This window comes from Arcicella sp. LKC2W (assembly GCF_034931005.1).
GTDB lineage: Bacteria > Bacteroidota > Bacteroidia > Cytophagales > Spirosomataceae > Arcicella.
This window is the reverse complement of record NZ_JAYGIN010000012.1, coordinates 73,776-90,872: the sequence shown is the minus strand read 5'-3', so window position 1 is coordinate 90,872 and position 17,097 is coordinate 73,776. Positions and strand designations below refer to the sequence as shown.

Sequence of the window (17,097 nt, the reverse complement as noted above, 5' to 3'; positions counted from 1 at the left end):
CAAAAGCAATTATGAATACTTTAAACAAACCTTTAGACAAGCTTAAAATATTTTCATTAGAAGGTGTTCAAATGAAAACTTTTCATGTTACTTGGCTAACTTTTTTCTTCTGTTTTTTTGCATGGTTCGGAATGGCTCCTTTAATGAAAATTGCAAAAGACCAATTGCACCTTACTAAAGACCAAGTTGGCAATATTCAAATTGCTTCAGTTTCGGCAACTATTTTAGCTCGTTTATTAATTGGTCGTTTAGTTGATAAATTTGGACCAAGAATTATTTATACATGGTTATTAATTGTATGTTCTGTTCCAGTAATGTTTATTGGTTTAAGTAATAGCTATGAAAGCTTTTTGATGTTTCGTTTAGCCATTGGCGTTATTGGTGCATCATTCGTAATTACGCAATTCCACACTTCAGTAATGTTTGCACCAGTCATCAAAGGTACTGCCAATGCAGTAGCAGGAGGTTTTGGTAATGCAGGAGGTGGAGCAGCCAACTTCTTTATGCCAATGATTGCTTCGGGTTTTGTAGCATTAGGATATTGTACAAAAGAAGACAGTTGGAGATATGCTATGATTTTTCCAGGTGTAATGTTATTAGTTTGTGCTGTTTTATATTTTAAATATACAAAAGACACACCAGCAGGAAACTTTTCTGAAATCGAGGTAGAAGAAAAAACCAACGAAAATACATTCATGGTTGCCTTGAAAGATGTAAGAACATGGATTTTGACTATCTCTTATGCTGCTTGTTTTGGTGTAGAAATTACGGTTGACAACTTTGCTCCAATATTCTTTACAGATACTTTCGGGGCGAGTTTAGCAGTAGCAGGTATGGCAGCAGGTATTTTTGGATGGATTAACCTTTTTGCTCGTCCATTAGGAGGTTATGTTGCGGATATAGTTGGTAAAAAATACGGTTTCAATGGTAAGTCGATGTTATTGTCAGTCTTATTAATTGTAGAAGGAGTTGTAATCATTTGGTTTGCACACGCTGGTAATTTGACAATGGCACTTGTAATGATGTTTATATTTGGACTTAGCTTGAAAATGGCAAATGGTGCTACGTATAGCTTAGTTCCGTTTGTGAATCCAAAAGCAGTAGGTAGTGTAGCAGGTATTGTAGGAGCAGGAGGAAATATTGGAGCAATGTTAATCGCTTTTATGTTTAAAGCAAAATCTTTGAAGTTCTCAAAAGATGTTGTTGAAGACGGCGTGACTAAAACTAAAGATTTGATTGACTATACTGACGCATTCTATACATTAGGTATTGGGATATTAATTGTCGGAATTATTGTATTAGTTTTCAGAACTATCACTGCTAAAAATGATGAGACAAAAGCAGGTAAATCTGAATTGGAAGAAGAAAAATTAGTAGCTTAATTTTTATAAAAAAGCCCAAACAAGATGGGGGTCTTGTTTAGGCACAAATTGCTTAACTCTGTTAAAATTTCACAATCAATCACAAATGTATGAAAAAATTTCACATTTCTAAATTAGCCCTATTCTTATTTTTGAGTATTTGTACTCAATTCACAACGAAGGCTCAGTTTACATTGCAAGGGCAATTGAGAACTCGGACTGAGGTACGTAACGGACTTGGTAATTTAGTACCAAACGATTCAAAATCAGCCGCATTTACGTCACAAAGAACAAGATTAAACTTTGGTTACAAGTGGGATAGAGTTCTTTTTGGAGCTGCTGTTCAGGATGTTAGAGTTTGGGGACAAGACGCTTCGTCTATCTCAAATGCCGATGGTGCAAAGTTAATGTTGCACGAAGGTTGGGCAGAAGTTACGCTTGCTAATAAAGCCGATACAACGGTAAAATTTAAAGCGGTTGACTTATTAACGGTTAAAATTGGTCGTCAGGAATTGATTTATGATGACGTTCGTTTAATCGGAAATTTAGACTGGTTACAACAAGGTCGTCGTCATGATATGGTTCTTTTGAAAGCGGTACATAAAGGATGGCAAGTAGATGCAGGTTATGCTTTCGGTCAAAACTCTGATGGTTTCGGCGTTGTTGGAACAGGATATGTACCTGCCAATGTAAATGCTTTCACTCGTACATCAACTGGGGTTTTAGTACCAACACCAGCAGGAATTATTCCATTGACAGTAGGTGGAGGAATTGGAGCAAATAGCGTAAAAACAGGTGGTGCATTGGCATGGATTAACCCTCCATCTACCAACGGAGCATCTCAAGATTATAAATCTTTCAAGAGCGTATATATTAGCCGTAAGTTTAATCAAACTAAATTTTCGGGACTTTTCTTCCAAGATGATTTTGGTGCTTATCGTTTAGACTCAGTGGGAAGTGCTGCTACGGGCTATGTTTACGGTAGAAGATTTTTACCTTCAAGTACAGCCGATGCTTTCGATTATTCACAATCAAGAAGTCGTACAACTTATGGTTTAATGGTTAATCACACTTTAGGAAATGCTTCTGGATTTGGTAAGGTTGCTTTACAGGGTGCATATTACGGACAAACTGGTAAAGACCGTGAAGGTAATGATATGGATGCTTTTCACTATACATTGTCTGCCACATACCAAAAAAGCAAATGGGCATTTACTTTAGGATATGATGTTCTTTCAGGAAATGACGGTTCAAGTGCTATGAATAATTACAAAGCTTCAACAGGGAAAAATAATCGTTTTGACCCATTGTATGGAACACCACACCGCCACTGGGGATATATGGACTACTTCTATGTAGGTACGAACTCACCAGCAGGAGGTTTGAATAATGGTTATTTGAAAGCAAAATACACAAGCAATGCCTTAACATTTGGTGTTGATTATCACTCATTCGCTTTGAATAAAGCAACAACAAAAGGTGACGGAACGCTTGTTGGAACAGATTTAGGAAATGAAATTGATTTCTTATTGAATTATAACATGAATAAGTTTACAAATATCGAATTAGGATATTCTGTAATGATGGCAACCGACAATATGACTTTTGCCAAAGGACAAGCAACTACGGATGCCGCAGCTAAGAATTTTGATAAAACAGGAACTTGGTTGTATTTGATGATTAACATTCGTCCAGATTTCTTTTACGCAAAACCTGTGGCGATTAAGTAATTACAGTAAACAATTAACAGTAAGCAGTTATCATTAAATTTAGAACAGTCTATTTTGGGCTGATAACTGTTTACTGATAACTGCAACAAGTTTCCAATTTTCGATGGGGGTCGAGTTTTGGGGATATTTATTAACTTTTTAAACAAAATGTTTATGCAAACTCTGTTAAAAAAATCAGTGTCTCTTTTGTGCCTTATGGTACTATTCACGGCAGTTTCGGCTTTCAAAATTAATCCGCCTGCCAAAAAAATTAAGTTAGGATTTATTCCTCTTACAGATTGTGCTCCATTAGTAGCAGCCAAAGAATTAGGTCTTTTTGCTAAATATGGTGTTGACGTAGAACTTTCAAAAGAAGCCTCATGGGCTAATATTAGAGATAAAGTATTGAATGGAGAATTGGACGGTGCTCACTGTTTATTCTCAATGCCACTTTCAGTTTATACAGGTGTAGGTGGAAAAGCAGGTTCAGAAATGAAAATTGCTATGGTTTTGAATAATAACGGACAAGCTATTACACTTTCAAAAGATTTTTGTGGATTAGTAGGTTTCAAGGAAGTAAACAAAGCTGCTGCTGCTGTTAAAGCTGTTAAAGCTCGTAAAGAAGTAACTTTTGCGATGACTTTCCCTGGTGGAACGCACGATATTTGGTTGAGAAACTGGATGGCTGCTGCTGGAATTAATCAAAAATCAGTAGGTATTATCACTATTCCACCGCCACAAATGGTTGCGAATATGAAGGTTGATAACATGGAAGGTTTTTCAGTTGGTGAGCCTTGGAATGGTGTTGCAGCGGCTCAAGGTGTTGGTTTTACACACATCGCATCTCAGGATATTTGGAAACACCACCCAGAGAAAGCATTAGTGGTAAATTCAAAATTTGCAGCTGAAGATAAAGAAGATTTGAAAAAAGTAATGAAAGCGATTATTGAAGCTTGTAAATGGTTGGACAACATGGGAAATCGTAAGAAAGCTGCGGCATGGCTTACAAAACCATATTATGTAAATGCTCCATTGGCTGCTATTGAGTCTCGTTTATTAGGTTCAAATGACTTAGGTTGTGATTTGGGCGTTCAGAAATACAAAGATGATTACATGACTTTTTACAACAATGGTGTTGTGAATACTCCTCGTAAATCTCACGCTATGTGGTTTTTGGCTCAGTATGTTCGTTTTGGTTATTTAAAAGCTGAGCCAAACTACAAAGCGATTGCAGAAAAATTGATTCTTGATGATTTGTTTGCTGAAGTAGCAAAAGAAATGCAAGTACCTGTTCAACCAGATATGAAGCCTTTCAAAACTACTTATGATGTGAATTTTGACCCTGCCAATATTGATGATTATCTAAAGGCAACGAAAAAGTAGGACAGGTTTCCAACCTGTCGTTGTCAAAGGTAAAACAGGTTTCCAACCTGTTTACAGTCAATAAAATATATCATTTAAAAGAGTGACAGGTTGAAAAACCTGTCCTACTCAATAGAATCATGATAAAGAAATCAGCAATCAATATAGCCTACTTTCTCGGAAGTATGGCAATTTTAATAGCACTTTGGCAATTAGTTTCAATAATCACCAAAGCCGAAATACCAAGTCCAGTTTCGACATGGGTAGTTTTTAAGGAATTAATGGTTGAACCATTTTATGATAGAGGACCAAACGATAAAGGAATAGGAAATAACTTATTTAGTTCAATTGGTAGAGTATTTACAGGGTTTTTGTTAGGTAGTATTATTGCCATTCCGATGGGAATGTTGATGGGAGCTTCTAAAATAGGTATGAGTCTTTTAAATCCTATTGTACAAGTTTTAAAACCTGTTTCGCCATTAGCATGGTTTCCTTTGGGGCTTTTAGCGTTCAAAGATTCAGGTGGAGCAACCATTTTTATCATCGCCATTACGTCTTTATGGCCAACGGTAATTAATACAGCTTTTGGTGTGTCGAGTATTCCCCAAGACCATAAAAATGTAGGAAAAGCATTTGGTTTTTCAACTTGGAAATACTTAACAAAAATCGTTATTCCTTATGCTTTACCACATATTTTTACAGGCTTACGTCTTTCAATTGGTATTGCATGGGTAGTAATTGTAGCAGGTGAAATGTTATCTGGTGGAGTAGGAATTGGATTCTTTGTTTGGGATAGTTGGAATGGTCTTTCATTAGAAAAAATCCTTGTAGCCATTCTAATTATTGGTTTGGTAGGATTGATTTTAGACAAAGGCTTTAATGCTTTACAAAATTTATTCTCTTGGGAAGGAAAGTAGTTATTTGTTATTAGTTACTGGTTATTTGGGAATTAGAAAGTATTAAATTTTCCAAATAACAACCAATAACTAATAACCAGTAACCAATCACCAATAACCTTTACAACACATGACAAACATCGAAAATTCAGTCAAATACGTTGATTCAGCGAATGACTTTCATAAAATAAATGCCAATGAAACTTCAGTTAGTATCAAAGATGTAACTGTTTCATTTAAAGGCTCAAAAGGAACATTTACCGCTATAAAAGATATTAACCTTGACATTAAAAAAGGTGAAATTGTAGCACTTATTGGTCACTCAGGTTGTGGAAAATCAACTTTAATGAACACCATTTCTGGCATGGTTCTGCCTTCAAAAGGAGAAGTTACCGCAAATGGAAATATTGTAAAAGGCCCAGGCCCAGATAGAGGAATTGTATTCCAAAACTATTCTCTTTTGCCTTGGCTCACAGTTTATAAGAATATTTATGAAGCAGTTGATTCAGTTTTTAAAGATAAAACATCAACTGAAAAACATGAGTTGGTAGAAGAAAACCTGAAAATGGTAAACCTTATCCAACACAAAGATAAATTACCAGGACAACTTTCTGGAGGAATGAAACAACGAGTAGCCATTGCCCGTGCATTTGCAATCAACCCAAGTATTTTGTTATTGGATGAACCTTTCGGAGCTTTAGATGCCCTTACAAAAGGTACCATGCACATTGAATTATTGAAACTTTGGAATTTAGATAATCGTAATAAAACAATCATTATGGTTACTCACGATATTGAAGAAGCTATCTTCTTGTCGGATAGAGTAGTAGTAATGAATAATGGTCCAGAAGCTACAATTAAGAAAATTGTGGACATCAATTTGCCAAGACCACGTAACAAAAAAGACATTGCTCACGACCCAGAATATATTAAGGTTCATGATGAATTATTGAATTTGTTATTTGATAAGTTTTCTATTGAAGATTAACCCTGAAACCATATATTATTGTCAACACTAAAGAGGACGAAACAAGCATTTGCTTGACGAAACATGGAATTCTTATTTTCCAGTTTCCTCTATTTCTGTGGTTGAAAACAAAAAACCCGAAGTTTTAAACTTCGGGTTTTGCACCTAACAGAATGGCGGTAATGATTAGGTATGAAGTGTGAATGGTTAGCGTATTGATTGCTTGAAATGTAATTTATTCTGAAAGCTATCTTTATCAGAAGCCGTTAGATTAAATAAAACCTATAAACAAACATAAATAAATAAAATTGATTTTACAAGAAAAGTACAAAATAATATTAAAAAAGTTTAATAAAATAGAACAGTGTAGTACAGTTTGTGTGTAAATACTACAATATTGGAAGTAAAATAGGCTCCAAATGTTTAGTATAACAAAAAAGCCCGAATGTCTGGCGGAACATTACGGGCATAATGGAAAGATTGAAAACCCTTCCTTTGTCTGAAATTTAAGCATGTTGTAATGGAATCTGACAAAGTAAAGACCAAATAATTATATAAAAGTCACATAATATAAACAATTATTTATTTGATTATGAGCAGTTTAAATAATAATACTCAAACTAAATATAAATCTACCTGCTCATATTGTGGGGTTGGATGTGGCGTTGAAATTACTAAAATTGACAACGGCAAAATTTACGTAGAAGGTGATAAAGACCACCCTTCAAGTAAAGGGATGCTTTGCTCAAAAGGGATGAATTTGCACTATACAGTCAATGATAAGACGGATAGATTGTTGTATCCAGAAATGCGTTTTAACCGAAATATGCCTCTTCAAAGGGTAAGTTGGGATACCGCACTCGACCGTACTGCCGCAATCTTTAAAGCAATAATCCAAAAATATGGACCAGATGCCGTAGGCTTTTATGTATCTGGACAATGTTCTACCGAAGAATATTATATCATCAATAAACTAATCAAAGGTTTTATTGGCTCAAACAATATTGATACTAACTCTCGTCTATGTATGTCATCGGCGGTGGTAGGTTATAAACTCACTTTGGGCGAAGACTCTGTGCCAGTTTGTTATGACGATATTGAATTGGCTGATTGCTTTTTTGTAACTGGAGCAAATCCTGCATGGTGTCACCCAATTATTTGGCGACGAGTAGAGGCTCACAAACAAGCAAATCCAAATGTTAAAATTATCGTAATCGACCCAAGACGTACTCAAACGGCGGCTCAGGCAGATTTACACTTACAACTCAATCCTGGAACTGACATTGTTCTGACTAATATCATTGGTAGAATTCTGATCGAAAACAACTGGATTGACCAAGATTTTATCACTAATCACACAGACGGTTTTGAGGCTTACCGTGAGCAAGTTTTTACCAAAACACTTACGGAAGCCGCAAATATTTGTGGACTTGCTGAAAACGATATTCTATTAGCTGCTCAATATATTCATGAGTCAAAAGGGTTTCTTTCAATGTGGACAATGGGCTTGAATCAGTCCGTTGTTGGGGTTAATAAAAACCTGTCTCTCATTGATTTACACCTAATTACGGGCAGAATTGGAAAAGAAGGAAATGGTCCTTTTTCATTGACAGGACAACCCAACGCAATGGGTGGACGTGAAGTGGGTGGTTTAGCAAATATGTTGCCCGCTCACCGAGATTTATTAAATCCTGCTCACCGTGACGAAGTACAGGCATTTTGGGGAGGCACAAAAATTTCGGATAAACCAGGGTTTTCGGCAACCGAAATGTTCCAAGCCCTTGCCGATGGCAGAATGAAAGCTATTTGGATTGTAACTACCAACCCAATGGTGAGTTTGCCAGATATAAATATGGTAGAAAAAGGACTTCAAAATGCCAAATTTGTGGTTGTCCAAGATATTTCTAACCGTTCTGATACTGTAAAATATGCCGATGTGGTACTTCCAGCGGCAGCTTGGGCAGAGAAAGAATCTGTTTTTACCAATTCGGAAAGAAGAATTACCTTTTTGCCAAAAGTAGTGGATGCTCCAGGTGAAGCCTTAGACGATACCGAAATTATTAAAAGATTTGCTCAAAAAATGGGCTTTGGAGAATCTTTTAACTATTTGAATAACAGCGAAATATACGACGAACATTGCCTTTCAACCAAAGGCACAAATATAAATATTACAGGGCTAAATTACGACGTTTTGAAAGAAAAACGGAGTGTACAATGGCCTTATACCGATAATCAGACTTCTGGTTTCGGAACAAGACGCTTGTTTACAGACAGCAAGTTCTACACCTTAAATTCTCGTGCTAAAATCCATGCCGTTCCTGATGAAAATTTATCAGAGAAGTTAACAGAAGATTTCCCATTAATTCTGACTACGGGTCGTATTCGTGACCAATGGCATACCATGACCAAAACAGGGAAGGTCAATAAATTAAATCAACACATTGCTCAACCTTACGTTGAAATCCACCCGAATGATGCCAAGAAAAGAGGTATTTTAGAAGGTCAAGTGATTGAAATTGAAAGTGTTAGAGGCAAAAATCAAGTAAAGGCACAAATCACAGAAGATATTAAAGAAGGCGTTTGTTTTATGCCAATGCACTTTGGGAAAATCTTAGGAAATGCCTTCGGAAGAACCAATAGTTTGACAAATACTTTGGTAGATGCACGCTCAAAAGAACCCGATTTCAAGTTTTCAGCCGTACAGATACGTGTGTATGTAAAACCTGTGGAGAAAATCGTGATTATCGGAGCTGGTTCTGCGGGATTAGGATTCATTAATTCGTACCGAAATCTTAATAAAACGGACGAAATTCATGTGTTTTCAAAAGAAATTTATCCGTTTTATAACCGTGTAATGTTGCCCGATTATATTTCTGGAGCTCAAGAATGGGAACAATTGGTAAAATTACGTGAAGACCAATTCTCTGATGCTAATATTCAGGTTCATAAGGGTTTAGAGATTGTAAATATTGATAGAAAGAATAAAATTATTGTTGATTCGGAAGGCAATGAACATACTTATGACCGTCTGATTTTAGGAATGGGTTCACGAGCGTTTATGCCTCCGTCTGTTCCAAAAATTCCTGGCATTTTCAATATGCGTTCACGTTTGGATGCGGATAGTATGAAGCCATTTATGAATAGTGAAAACCCTCATGCTTTGATTGTAGGAGGTGGTTTGTTAGGCTTAGAATTGGCGGCATCATTGCGTGAAATTAACGTAAAAGTAACTATTGTTCAGCGTATTAGCCGTTTTATGGATAGACAATTAGACCAATTAGGCTCTGATTTGCTCCATGAAGAAATCGTAAATTTGGGCATTGACGTTTATTATAACGATGAAGTTTCAGCCTTTTACGGAACAGATAAATTTGAAGGTGTACGTTTAAAATCAGGACGCAAAATTGATGCTCAAGTAGCCGTTTTTGCTATCGGAACATCGCCAAATGTAGAAATTGCTCGTGCCGCAGGTTTAGAAGTGAATCGTGGGGTGGTTGTGAATGATTATTTGCAAACTTCTGACTCAGATATTTTTGCCGCAGGTGAAATTGCTCAATGGCGTGGCGAAATGTGGGGAATTACAGCGGCTGCCGAACAACAAGCCGACGTAATTGCCAAATATATTGCAGGCGATTGGGCAAGTTATTACAAAGGCTCATTGTCAGTAAATATTATGAAAATTCAAGGGGTTCAATTATGTTCAATGGGAATCATTGAAACACCAAAATCGCCTGATTATGAAGAAATTATCTTTATTGACAAGGCAAAAAGATATTACAAAAAATGTATCATTCACAACGATAAATTAGTTGGAGCAACCTTGATTGGAGATAAATCGGAATTCTTAGAATTTAAAGATTTGATTGCCAACGGAATTGAATTGTCAGATAAACGTTTAGAATTACTCAGAAGTGGTAAAAAAGCTGACCCAGTGATGGGAAAATTGGTTTGTTCATGCAATAACGTAGGCGAAGGGAATTTAAAGTCTTGTATTGCAGGAGGTTGTAAAGATTTTACAGCACTTTGTGCAACCACAGGAGCAGGAACAGGTTGTGGCAGTTGTCGTCCAGAAGTAAGAGCAATTTTGGAGAAAAGCTTATCAGAAGAATTAGTAGAGGTTGCGTAAACCGTTTTTGAGCATCGGAATAATAGATACTTTCGTATTCCGATGCAAACACATCGGTTAATAAAACAAATAGGGAAGCAATCTCTCGATAAACTTCCCTAATATTGATTCTGAGGTTAAAATCATAGTGACATTAATTTTAAGTATGACTAACGAATAGCCACTACGATGTCACGATTTACAGTTTGATTAGTTTTGATTTCAAAAGTTTTAGAATCAATTACATCAACGTTTGAGCTAACAACCTCGATAGTATATTTACCGTCGTTCAAGTTAGAGAAATCAAGAGTTTTAGCGAATTTAGCGTCTTTTGGGCTAATATATTCACGGTAGATTTCGTTTTTGTCAGCATCAACAACAAGTACAACTACTTTCTTGCTTGCTACGTTTTCTACCCAAATATTGAAACTCAATGATTTACTTACTTGAGAAATTTTAGTTTTTACAGAAGCAGTTGCTTCGTCGTTTGTTGTTCCTGCGAATGAAGTTAAGTTCGATGTGCAAACCATAGCTATCGCTACGATAAATGCTTTTACTGTGTTCTTGTTCATGATATTAAATGTTTTATTATTTATGGGAAATTTAACTTGTTTTTAGTCTATTAAAACTATAATGTTAAACACCCGATTGATAGATTTATTTGTTAAACTAAATTTGTATATTTCTAAGAATTTATTTTTCTGAAATCTAAAATATTTTTAACTCGAACGTTACTTTGCTAAAGATATTTATTTGTCAAAAAATGAATTCACAAGGTTACAAAACTTGTTTTTAAATTCAATTAAAAGCTCAGAAATACATCTGTGTCAATCGTTTGACGATGTAAACTTAGAAAATAGTTTTTGATTCGCAAGCACAAAAGGAGTAAAATTTTAACTTTTTCAAGAAAGTTCTTCTAAAAAAAATCATATTTCACGAAATAATACTATTCTGAAAATCAGATTTATATTAATTGTTAGAAAAGTGATATGTAAAAATTGTCAAATACATTATTCTGATTTTCAGTATATTAAGTAATTATTACTAACTTTGGGGTAAGGATAACGATTTAATAATGTAGAATATTAACCAGAAAAGTATCATGAAAGACTATTCGTTATTAAAAATAAACTTGATGGGAGGAATTGTTTCTCCAGGTACTTTACAATACATACTTTCCGCAGCTCGTGAAGCGGGTGTAAGGGATATTAGTTTTGGAGCAAGGCAACAATTATTAATGTATGTAAAGGCTGAAACAGTGCGTGGTACAGGAATATTTGATTTAAAGAATAAATTGGATATTTCTAATATTGACTTTGAGGTCGATTCAGATGATTTTCCTAATATTATTTCTTCTTATTGTGCAGAAGAAGTATTCCCGACGGGGCAATGGATTTCGGAAGGTATTTATAAAGATATTTTTGATGGCTTTGATTATCAGCCCAAACTAAAAGTCAATATTTCTGATTTTCAGCAGTCCTTTACACCATTTTTCACAGGTAATCTTAATTTCATTGCTTCAAATACTCAAAATTTTTGGTACTTATATGTACGTCCAAAGCAAACGAACAGAATTTTTCGTTTCCCGATTTTGATTTATACTTTAGAAATCCCTAAAATTTCTAAAAGAATCGAAGAAGTAATTTGGAATAATCCAGAAATGGACGAAAATGAAGTGTATGAAAAAGTAATTGCCCAAGGAGAAATTATCTCGCAGGTGATTCCAGAAGACTTGAAACTTCCTAAATTTTCATTGCCGTATTATGAAGGTTTTAATCGCTACGGGGATAAAACTTGGTTAGGGATTTATCGTAGAAATGAAACTTTCTCGGTAGATTTTCTTCAGGATATTTGTCAAGTTTGTCTTGAAACAAAAGTAGGTCAAATTTGCATTACACCTTGGAAGTCGCTGATTATCAAAGGTATTGAGAAGAAACATCGAAATCTTTGGGATGAGCTTTTGGGTAAGCATACCATTAACGTGCGTCATGCCGCCAACGAATTGAATTGGCAAGTAGAAGACCTTTCGCCAGAAGGATTGGCTTTGAAAAAATCAATTATTAGAGAATTTGACGATGAGGATGTTCGTACTTTTGGTTTGAGTTTTGCCGTACAAACTCGCCCCAAATCAGAAGTTTTTGGTTCTGTTGTGATTAAAAAACGCAATATTTTCAATGGACTTTCAAGCGTTTTTGATATTTACCATACCGTTGATTTTAACCCAAATACTCGTGAGTTAATACTTTTTGAAAAAGGTGTCAATAAAGCCCATGTTCCAGAAATTTTGCAACGACTTTCAAAGCGTTTTTATGCTTTAAGTTCAAAGCAAGAAGTTACGGTGGTTAAAGAAAAAGAGCGTAAAGCTTCTGATTTACAATTGATTAAGGTGCATCAATGCAAAGTTTGTTTTACCGTTTATGATGAACGTTTTGGCGATTCAGTCAATAATATTGCGGTAGGGGTGAAGTTTACAGATTTACCGAATGATTATTGTTGTCCAGTTTGTGAAGCAGCCAAAGAGGAATTTGCAGAAGTGAAAGTGGATGCGTTATTGGTGTAGATTTTGAGAATAAAGATATTAAAACGGCAATCTTCAAAAGGTTGCCGTTTTTGTTTTACACACCCATTTTACGTTGAAAATAAGGCTTTAAAACTCGTTTGTCAATGAAAAATAAAACAACTAAGGCATTGATTATTAGGAATAAACGAGTGAAATCTTTGTCTTGTAAAATTCTTAATGGCTTGCTCAAGTCAACTTGGACTGCTTGGCTATTTAACATTGGTAAAGCTGCAATAAATAGACAAACTAATGAAATTGTCATTAATATTAAGAAATAAAACGGCAGTTTACTTGTTTTACGAACGTTTACAACTTCTTGCGAAACCTCCCAACGGTCGATGAGTTTATCGGTAAAATCTACGGCAGTTTTTTCTATGCTCACATCCATTAATAATGCGTGAGTTTGTGCGTATTCGTTGAAAATAGCTTGATATTCGGCATTTTCAACAAGCATTTTATGGTGCTGACGCATTGTTTCTTCTGAAGCAATACCGTCAAGAATATCAAAAATATCTTCGTCTTTCATGTTTTTAGTAGGACAGGTTTCCAGCCTGTCAATAAAATTATATTGATTGACAGGTTGGAAACCTGTCCTACTTTATATTAATGTTTTTACTTCGCCTCCTAAAATCTTTTTCATTTCTTCTGCCAGCTTTTTTCTGGCTCGACAAAGTTTTACTTTTATCGTTTCGGCAGAAACTCCTACTACTTGGGCTATTTCTTCTAAAGATTGTTCTTTTAGATAAAATAAGGTTATTATCGTAACGTCGTCGGGCGGTAAATGATTGAGGGCTTGCTGAATATATTTTCTTTGTTCCTTGATTTTTAGGTCATTGTCGGTATCGGCTGAAACAAATTGAGCTGATTGTGAGGCTTCAATATCTTCTGTATGGATTCGATTTTTACGCTTAAACATCAATGCGGCATTGAAGACAATTCTATAAAACCAAGTTGTGAACTTTGATTCTTGATTAAAATTTGGCAATGCCTGAAAAGCTTGAATAAAGGCATCTTGAGCAATTTCTTCGGCATCTTCACGTGTTCCTGCAATTTTATACGCCACCGTAAACGCATAGTCTTTATGGCGATTAGCAAGGTCTTTGTACCCCGACTTATCGCCAGACAAAATACGTTCAATGATAGAATTATCTGTTTCGTTGGTCTTCACATTTGTTTAGATGCTGGTTTGCTTGGAAAGGTTACGGAGAATTTAATTTTGTTTGCACTATGATTTTTATGATTGTAAGATTCGAGTCATGGAAATCCTTTAATCTCTTAATCCAACAAATCATAGTTCATCTATTTTGCACTATGATTTTTATGATTTGAAGATTATAAGATTCGAGTCATAGAAATCAACGGCGGAAACAGGCTTTTATATTTCATTCACTTACAATCAAAAGCCCCCCTTTCTCTCGAAGTTTTATATATTCTATATTCTCTAATTGCCTCGCTATTAACTTTTTAGGATTCCCTACTTGCTTTAATCCATAAATATGATTGAGTATAATTGTATCATTTGAACAAGTTACATTCATTTCAAAAATGGAATCAAAACCCGAAAAATTGCTCAATTCATAGGCATTTTGAGGGATTTCATTTTCTTCATAAAAACCGTAAACAAAGAATAACTCTCTATCAAATTTTATTTTTTTATCGTATCTAAATCCTGTAAATTCTATTTTGGTTAATTCCGTTTTACAGTCTGGTAATTTGTAGTGTGTGAAAATATATTCTGGCACAAAAAAAGTGTATAGAATAGACAACACAAAAAGGAACGTTAATCCAATTGTTACAGTTTTAGTATTAAGATATTGCTTCATTATTTCTAATTTCTTGGCTGATACCGTCCCGTGGCTGTGTCTCCCGACCAGCCATCGTGCGACAGCAACGCCCTTTTCAAACAAGTTATCCAATCTTTGCAAATAATACAAAAAAGAATAGCACGCTGATAACGCTGATTTTCAAACGCTGATTTTCGCAGATTAAAATCTGTAAAAATCGGCGTTACGAAGTATCTGCGTCATCTGCGTGCTATTTATCACACTTACAGACTGAAGTCTGTGTTACACTACTGTTATCCAATCTTTGTAAATAAAGCAAAAAAGAATAGCACGCAGATAACGCTGATTTTCAAACGCTAATTTTCGCAGATAAAAATCTGTAAAAATCGGCGTTACGAAGTATCTGCGTCATCTGCGTGCTATTTATCACACTTACAGACTGAAGTCTGTGTTACACTACTGTTCTGATTTTCAATTCATTCAATTGCTTGTCGTCAATCGTTGATGGTGAATCAATCATTACGTCACGTCCTGAGTTGTTTTTCGGGAAGGCGATGAAGTCACGGATTGAATCTGAACCACCGAATAATGAGCAAAGACGGTCGAAACCGAATGCTAAACCTCCGTGTGGTGGAGCTCCGTATTCAAAAGCATCCATCAAGAAACCGAATTGGTGTTTTGCTTCTTCGTCCGAGAATCCTAACACTTCAAACATTTTGGCTTGTAAGTCTTTTTGGAAAATACGAATTGAACCTCCGCCCACTTCTACACCGTTGATTACTAAGTCGTAAGCATTGGCTCTAATTTTTCCTAAATCTCCCGATTCCAAATATTGAATATCTTCTGGTTTCGGACTCGTGAATGGGTGGTGCATGGCAAACCAACGGTCTTCTTCTTCACCGTATTCCAATAACGGGAAGTCGATAACCCAATGAGCAGCGTATTTTTTAGGGTCACGAAGTCCCAAACGATTACCCATTTCTAAACGTAATTCGTTTAATTGCTTACGAACTTTGTCACCGTCTCCAGGAAGAATTAAAATCAAATCTCCTTTCTCTGCTCCGAAAGCCTCAGCCCATTTCTTCAAATCTTCCTCCGAATAGAATTTATCAACCGATGATTTTAACGTTCCGTCGTTGTTATAACGGAAGTAAATCAAGCCTTTTGCTCCAATTTGTGGACGTTTTACAAATTCCGTTAATTCATCAACTTGCTTACGAGTGTATTCTGCACAACCTTTTGCATTGATACCCACAACCGTATTAGCAGCATCAAAAACGGCGAAATCTTTACCCGAAACTAAATCAACTTCTTCGCTTTTCAATTCAACAAACTTCATATCAAAACGAATATCTGGTTTGTCTGAACCGTAATATTTCATCGCATGAGCGTAAGTCATACGTGAAACTTCGCCTAAATCCATTCCTTTTACTTTCGTGAAAAGATGACGAATTAAACCTTCAAACATATTCAAAACGTCTTCTTGTTCGATGAAAGACATTTCGCAGTCGATTTGCGTAAATTCTGGCTGACGGTCAGCACGTAAATCTTCGTCACGGAAACATTTTACGATTTGGTAGTAACGGTCGAAACCAGAAACCATCAATAATTGCTTGAACGTTTGTGGCGACTGTGGCAAAGCGTAAAATTCACCCGGATTCATCCGTGAAGGCACCACAAAATCTCTTGCTCCTTCAGGCGTTGACTTAATCAACACAGGCGTTTCTACTTCGATAAAATCTTGATTATCAAGATAATCACGAGTAAAACGAGCTACTTGGTGACGTAACTGTAAGTTGGCACGAACAGGATTACGGCGTAAATCAAGGTAGCGATATTTCATACGTAAATCATCTCCACCGTCGGTATCATCTTCGATTAAGAATGGAGGTAATTTCGCTGGATTTAAAATACTTATTTCAGAAACTCTAATTTCAATATCTCCCGTAGCGATTTTGTCATTCTTTGAAAGACGTTCAACCACAACTCCCGTTGCCGAGATAACAAATTCACGTCCGAAAGTACGAGCTAAGTCTAAAACTTCTTTAGGTGTTTTGCCTTCTTCGAGCATTAATTGCGTGATACCGTAGCGGTCACGAAGGTCAATCCAAATCATACCTCCCTTGTCACGGGTGCGTTGTACCCAACCGCACAATGTTACGGTTTGGTTTACATGAGCGAGGCGGAGTTCGCCGTTATTATGTGTTCTGAGCATACTTTTATTACCGTAGGACAGATTTCCAATCTGTCTCATTCACGAGTTATTACAAGCGAAAGCCTGTGTTACGTCTAATTTTTCACAAAAATACAGAATTGCTCAATACATTCATAAATTTTTAAAGAAGTCGGGGAG

At 35.8% G+C, this 17,097-nt stretch carries 12 protein-coding genes; 7 read left to right on the top strand and 5 right to left on the bottom strand.

What is annotated here, in order from left to right:
• The first annotated feature begins 11 nt into the window (after nt 1–11).
• The 6 genes from VB796_RS11210 (at nt 12) to VB796_RS11185 (ending at nt 10,421) form a co-directional block, all read left to right on the top strand.
• Nucleotides 12–1,382, top strand: coding sequence for an MFS transporter (locus VB796_RS11210; RefSeq protein ID WP_323346635.1), 1,371 nt, complete (start codon nt 12–14; stop codon nt 1,380–1,382).
• A gap of 89 nt (nt 1,383–1,471) precedes the next feature.
• Entirely contained in the window at nt 1,472–3,091 is a 1,620-nt protein-coding gene (locus VB796_RS11205) for an alginate export family protein (protein WP_323346634.1), read from the top strand.
• A gap of 153 nt (nt 3,092–3,244) precedes the next feature.
• Complete coding sequence (locus tag VB796_RS11200) at nt 3,245–4,453, top strand: CmpA/NrtA family ABC transporter substrate-binding protein (RefSeq protein WP_323346633.1); 1,209 nt, start codon at nt 3,245–3,247, stop codon at nt 4,451–4,453.
• A 119-nt stretch (nt 4,454–4,572) separates the two neighbouring features.
• On the top strand, nt 4,573–5,349 hold the full coding sequence (gene ntrB / locus VB796_RS11195; protein ID WP_323346632.1) for a nitrate ABC transporter permease: 777 nt from the start codon (nt 4,573–4,575) through the stop codon (nt 5,347–5,349).
• Nucleotides 5,350–5,458: 109 nt separating this feature from the next.
• Entirely contained in the window at nt 5,459–6,316 is an 858-nt protein-coding gene (locus VB796_RS11190; RefSeq protein ID WP_323346631.1) for an ABC transporter ATP-binding protein, read from the top strand.
• A gap of 571 nt (nt 6,317–6,887) precedes the next feature.
• A complete protein-coding gene (locus VB796_RS11185) occupies nt 6,888–10,421 on the top strand; it encodes a molybdopterin-dependent oxidoreductase (RefSeq protein ID WP_323346630.1) in 3,534 nt (1,177 codons plus the stop codon).
• A 149-nt stretch (nt 10,422–10,570) separates the two neighbouring features.
• On the opposite strand, the gene VB796_RS11180 is transcribed toward VB796_RS11185, so the two are convergent.
• Nucleotides 10,571–10,972 (bottom strand): hypothetical protein, encoded by a 402-nt coding sequence (locus tag VB796_RS11180; protein ID WP_323346629.1) that lies wholly within the window; start codon nt 10,970–10,972, stop codon nt 10,571–10,573.
• Between the two features lie 530 nt (nt 10,973–11,502).
• Between VB796_RS11180 and VB796_RS11175 the strand changes: the two genes are divergently transcribed.
• Nucleotides 11,503–12,960: a rubredoxin gene (locus VB796_RS11175; RefSeq protein WP_323346628.1), complete on the top strand. Its 1,458-nt coding sequence runs from the start codon at nt 11,503–11,505 to the stop codon at nt 12,958–12,960.
• Between the two features lie 55 nt (nt 12,961–13,015).
• Here the strand turns inward: VB796_RS11175 and VB796_RS11170 are convergent, their stop codons facing one another.
• From VB796_RS11170 to aspS, 4 genes are all read right to left on the bottom strand, one after another.
• Nucleotides 13,016–13,486, bottom strand: coding sequence for a hypothetical protein (locus VB796_RS11170; RefSeq protein WP_323346627.1), 471 nt, complete (start codon nt 13,484–13,486; stop codon nt 13,016–13,018).
• Nucleotides 13,487–13,558: 72 nt separating this feature from the next.
• Nucleotides 13,559–14,128, bottom strand: coding sequence for an RNA polymerase sigma factor (locus tag VB796_RS11165; RefSeq protein ID WP_323346626.1), 570 nt, complete (start codon nt 14,126–14,128; stop codon nt 13,559–13,561).
• 214 nt (nt 14,129–14,342) lie between these two features.
• On the bottom strand, nt 14,343–14,783 hold the full coding sequence (locus VB796_RS11160) for a hypothetical protein (protein ID WP_323346625.1): 441 nt from the start codon (nt 14,781–14,783) through the stop codon (nt 14,343–14,345).
• A gap of 412 nt (nt 14,784–15,195) precedes the next feature.
• The gene (gene aspS, locus VB796_RS11155; RefSeq protein WP_323346624.1) at nt 15,196–16,959 is read right to left on the bottom strand and encodes an aspartate--tRNA ligase; all 1,764 of its coding nucleotides are present in this window, start codon (nt 16,957–16,959) and stop codon (nt 15,196–15,198) included.
• Nucleotides 16,960–17,097: the final 138 nt, after the last annotated feature.

Excerpts from the sequence above, each read along its gene's own strand:
- VB796_RS11210 (WP_323346635.1), top strand. The coding sequence starts at position 12 with ATGAATACTTTAAACAAACCTTTAGACAAGCTTAAAATATTTTCATTA.
- VB796_RS11205 (WP_323346634.1), top strand. The coding sequence starts at position 1,472 with ATGAAAAAATTTCACATTTCTAAATTAGCCCTATTCTTATTTTTGAGT.
- VB796_RS11200 (WP_323346633.1), top strand. The coding sequence starts at position 3,245 with ATGCAAACTCTGTTAAAAAAATCAGTGTCTCTTTTGTGCCTTATGGTA.
- ntrB (WP_323346632.1), top strand. The coding sequence starts at position 4,573 with ATGATAAAGAAATCAGCAATCAATATAGCCTACTTTCTCGGAAGTATG.
- VB796_RS11190 (WP_323346631.1), top strand. The coding sequence starts at position 5,459 with ATGACAAACATCGAAAATTCAGTCAAATACGTTGATTCAGCGAATGAC.
- VB796_RS11185 (WP_323346630.1), top strand. The coding sequence starts at position 6,888 with ATGAGCAGTTTAAATAATAATACTCAAACTAAATATAAATCTACCTGC.
- VB796_RS11180 (WP_323346629.1), bottom strand. The coding sequence starts at position 10,972 with ATGAACAAGAACACAGTAAAAGCATTTATCGTAGCGATAGCTATGGTT.
- VB796_RS11175 (WP_323346628.1), top strand. The coding sequence starts at position 11,503 with ATGAAAGACTATTCGTTATTAAAAATAAACTTGATGGGAGGAATTGTT.
- VB796_RS11170 (WP_323346627.1), bottom strand. The coding sequence starts at position 13,486 with ATGAAAGACGAAGATATTTTTGATATTCTTGACGGTATTGCTTCAGAA.
- VB796_RS11160 (WP_323346625.1), bottom strand. The coding sequence starts at position 14,783 with ATGAAGCAATATCTTAATACTAAAACTGTAACAATTGGATTAACGTTC.
- aspS (WP_323346624.1), bottom strand. The coding sequence starts at position 16,959 with ATGCTCAGAACACATAATAACGGCGAACTCCGCCTCGCTCATGTAAAC.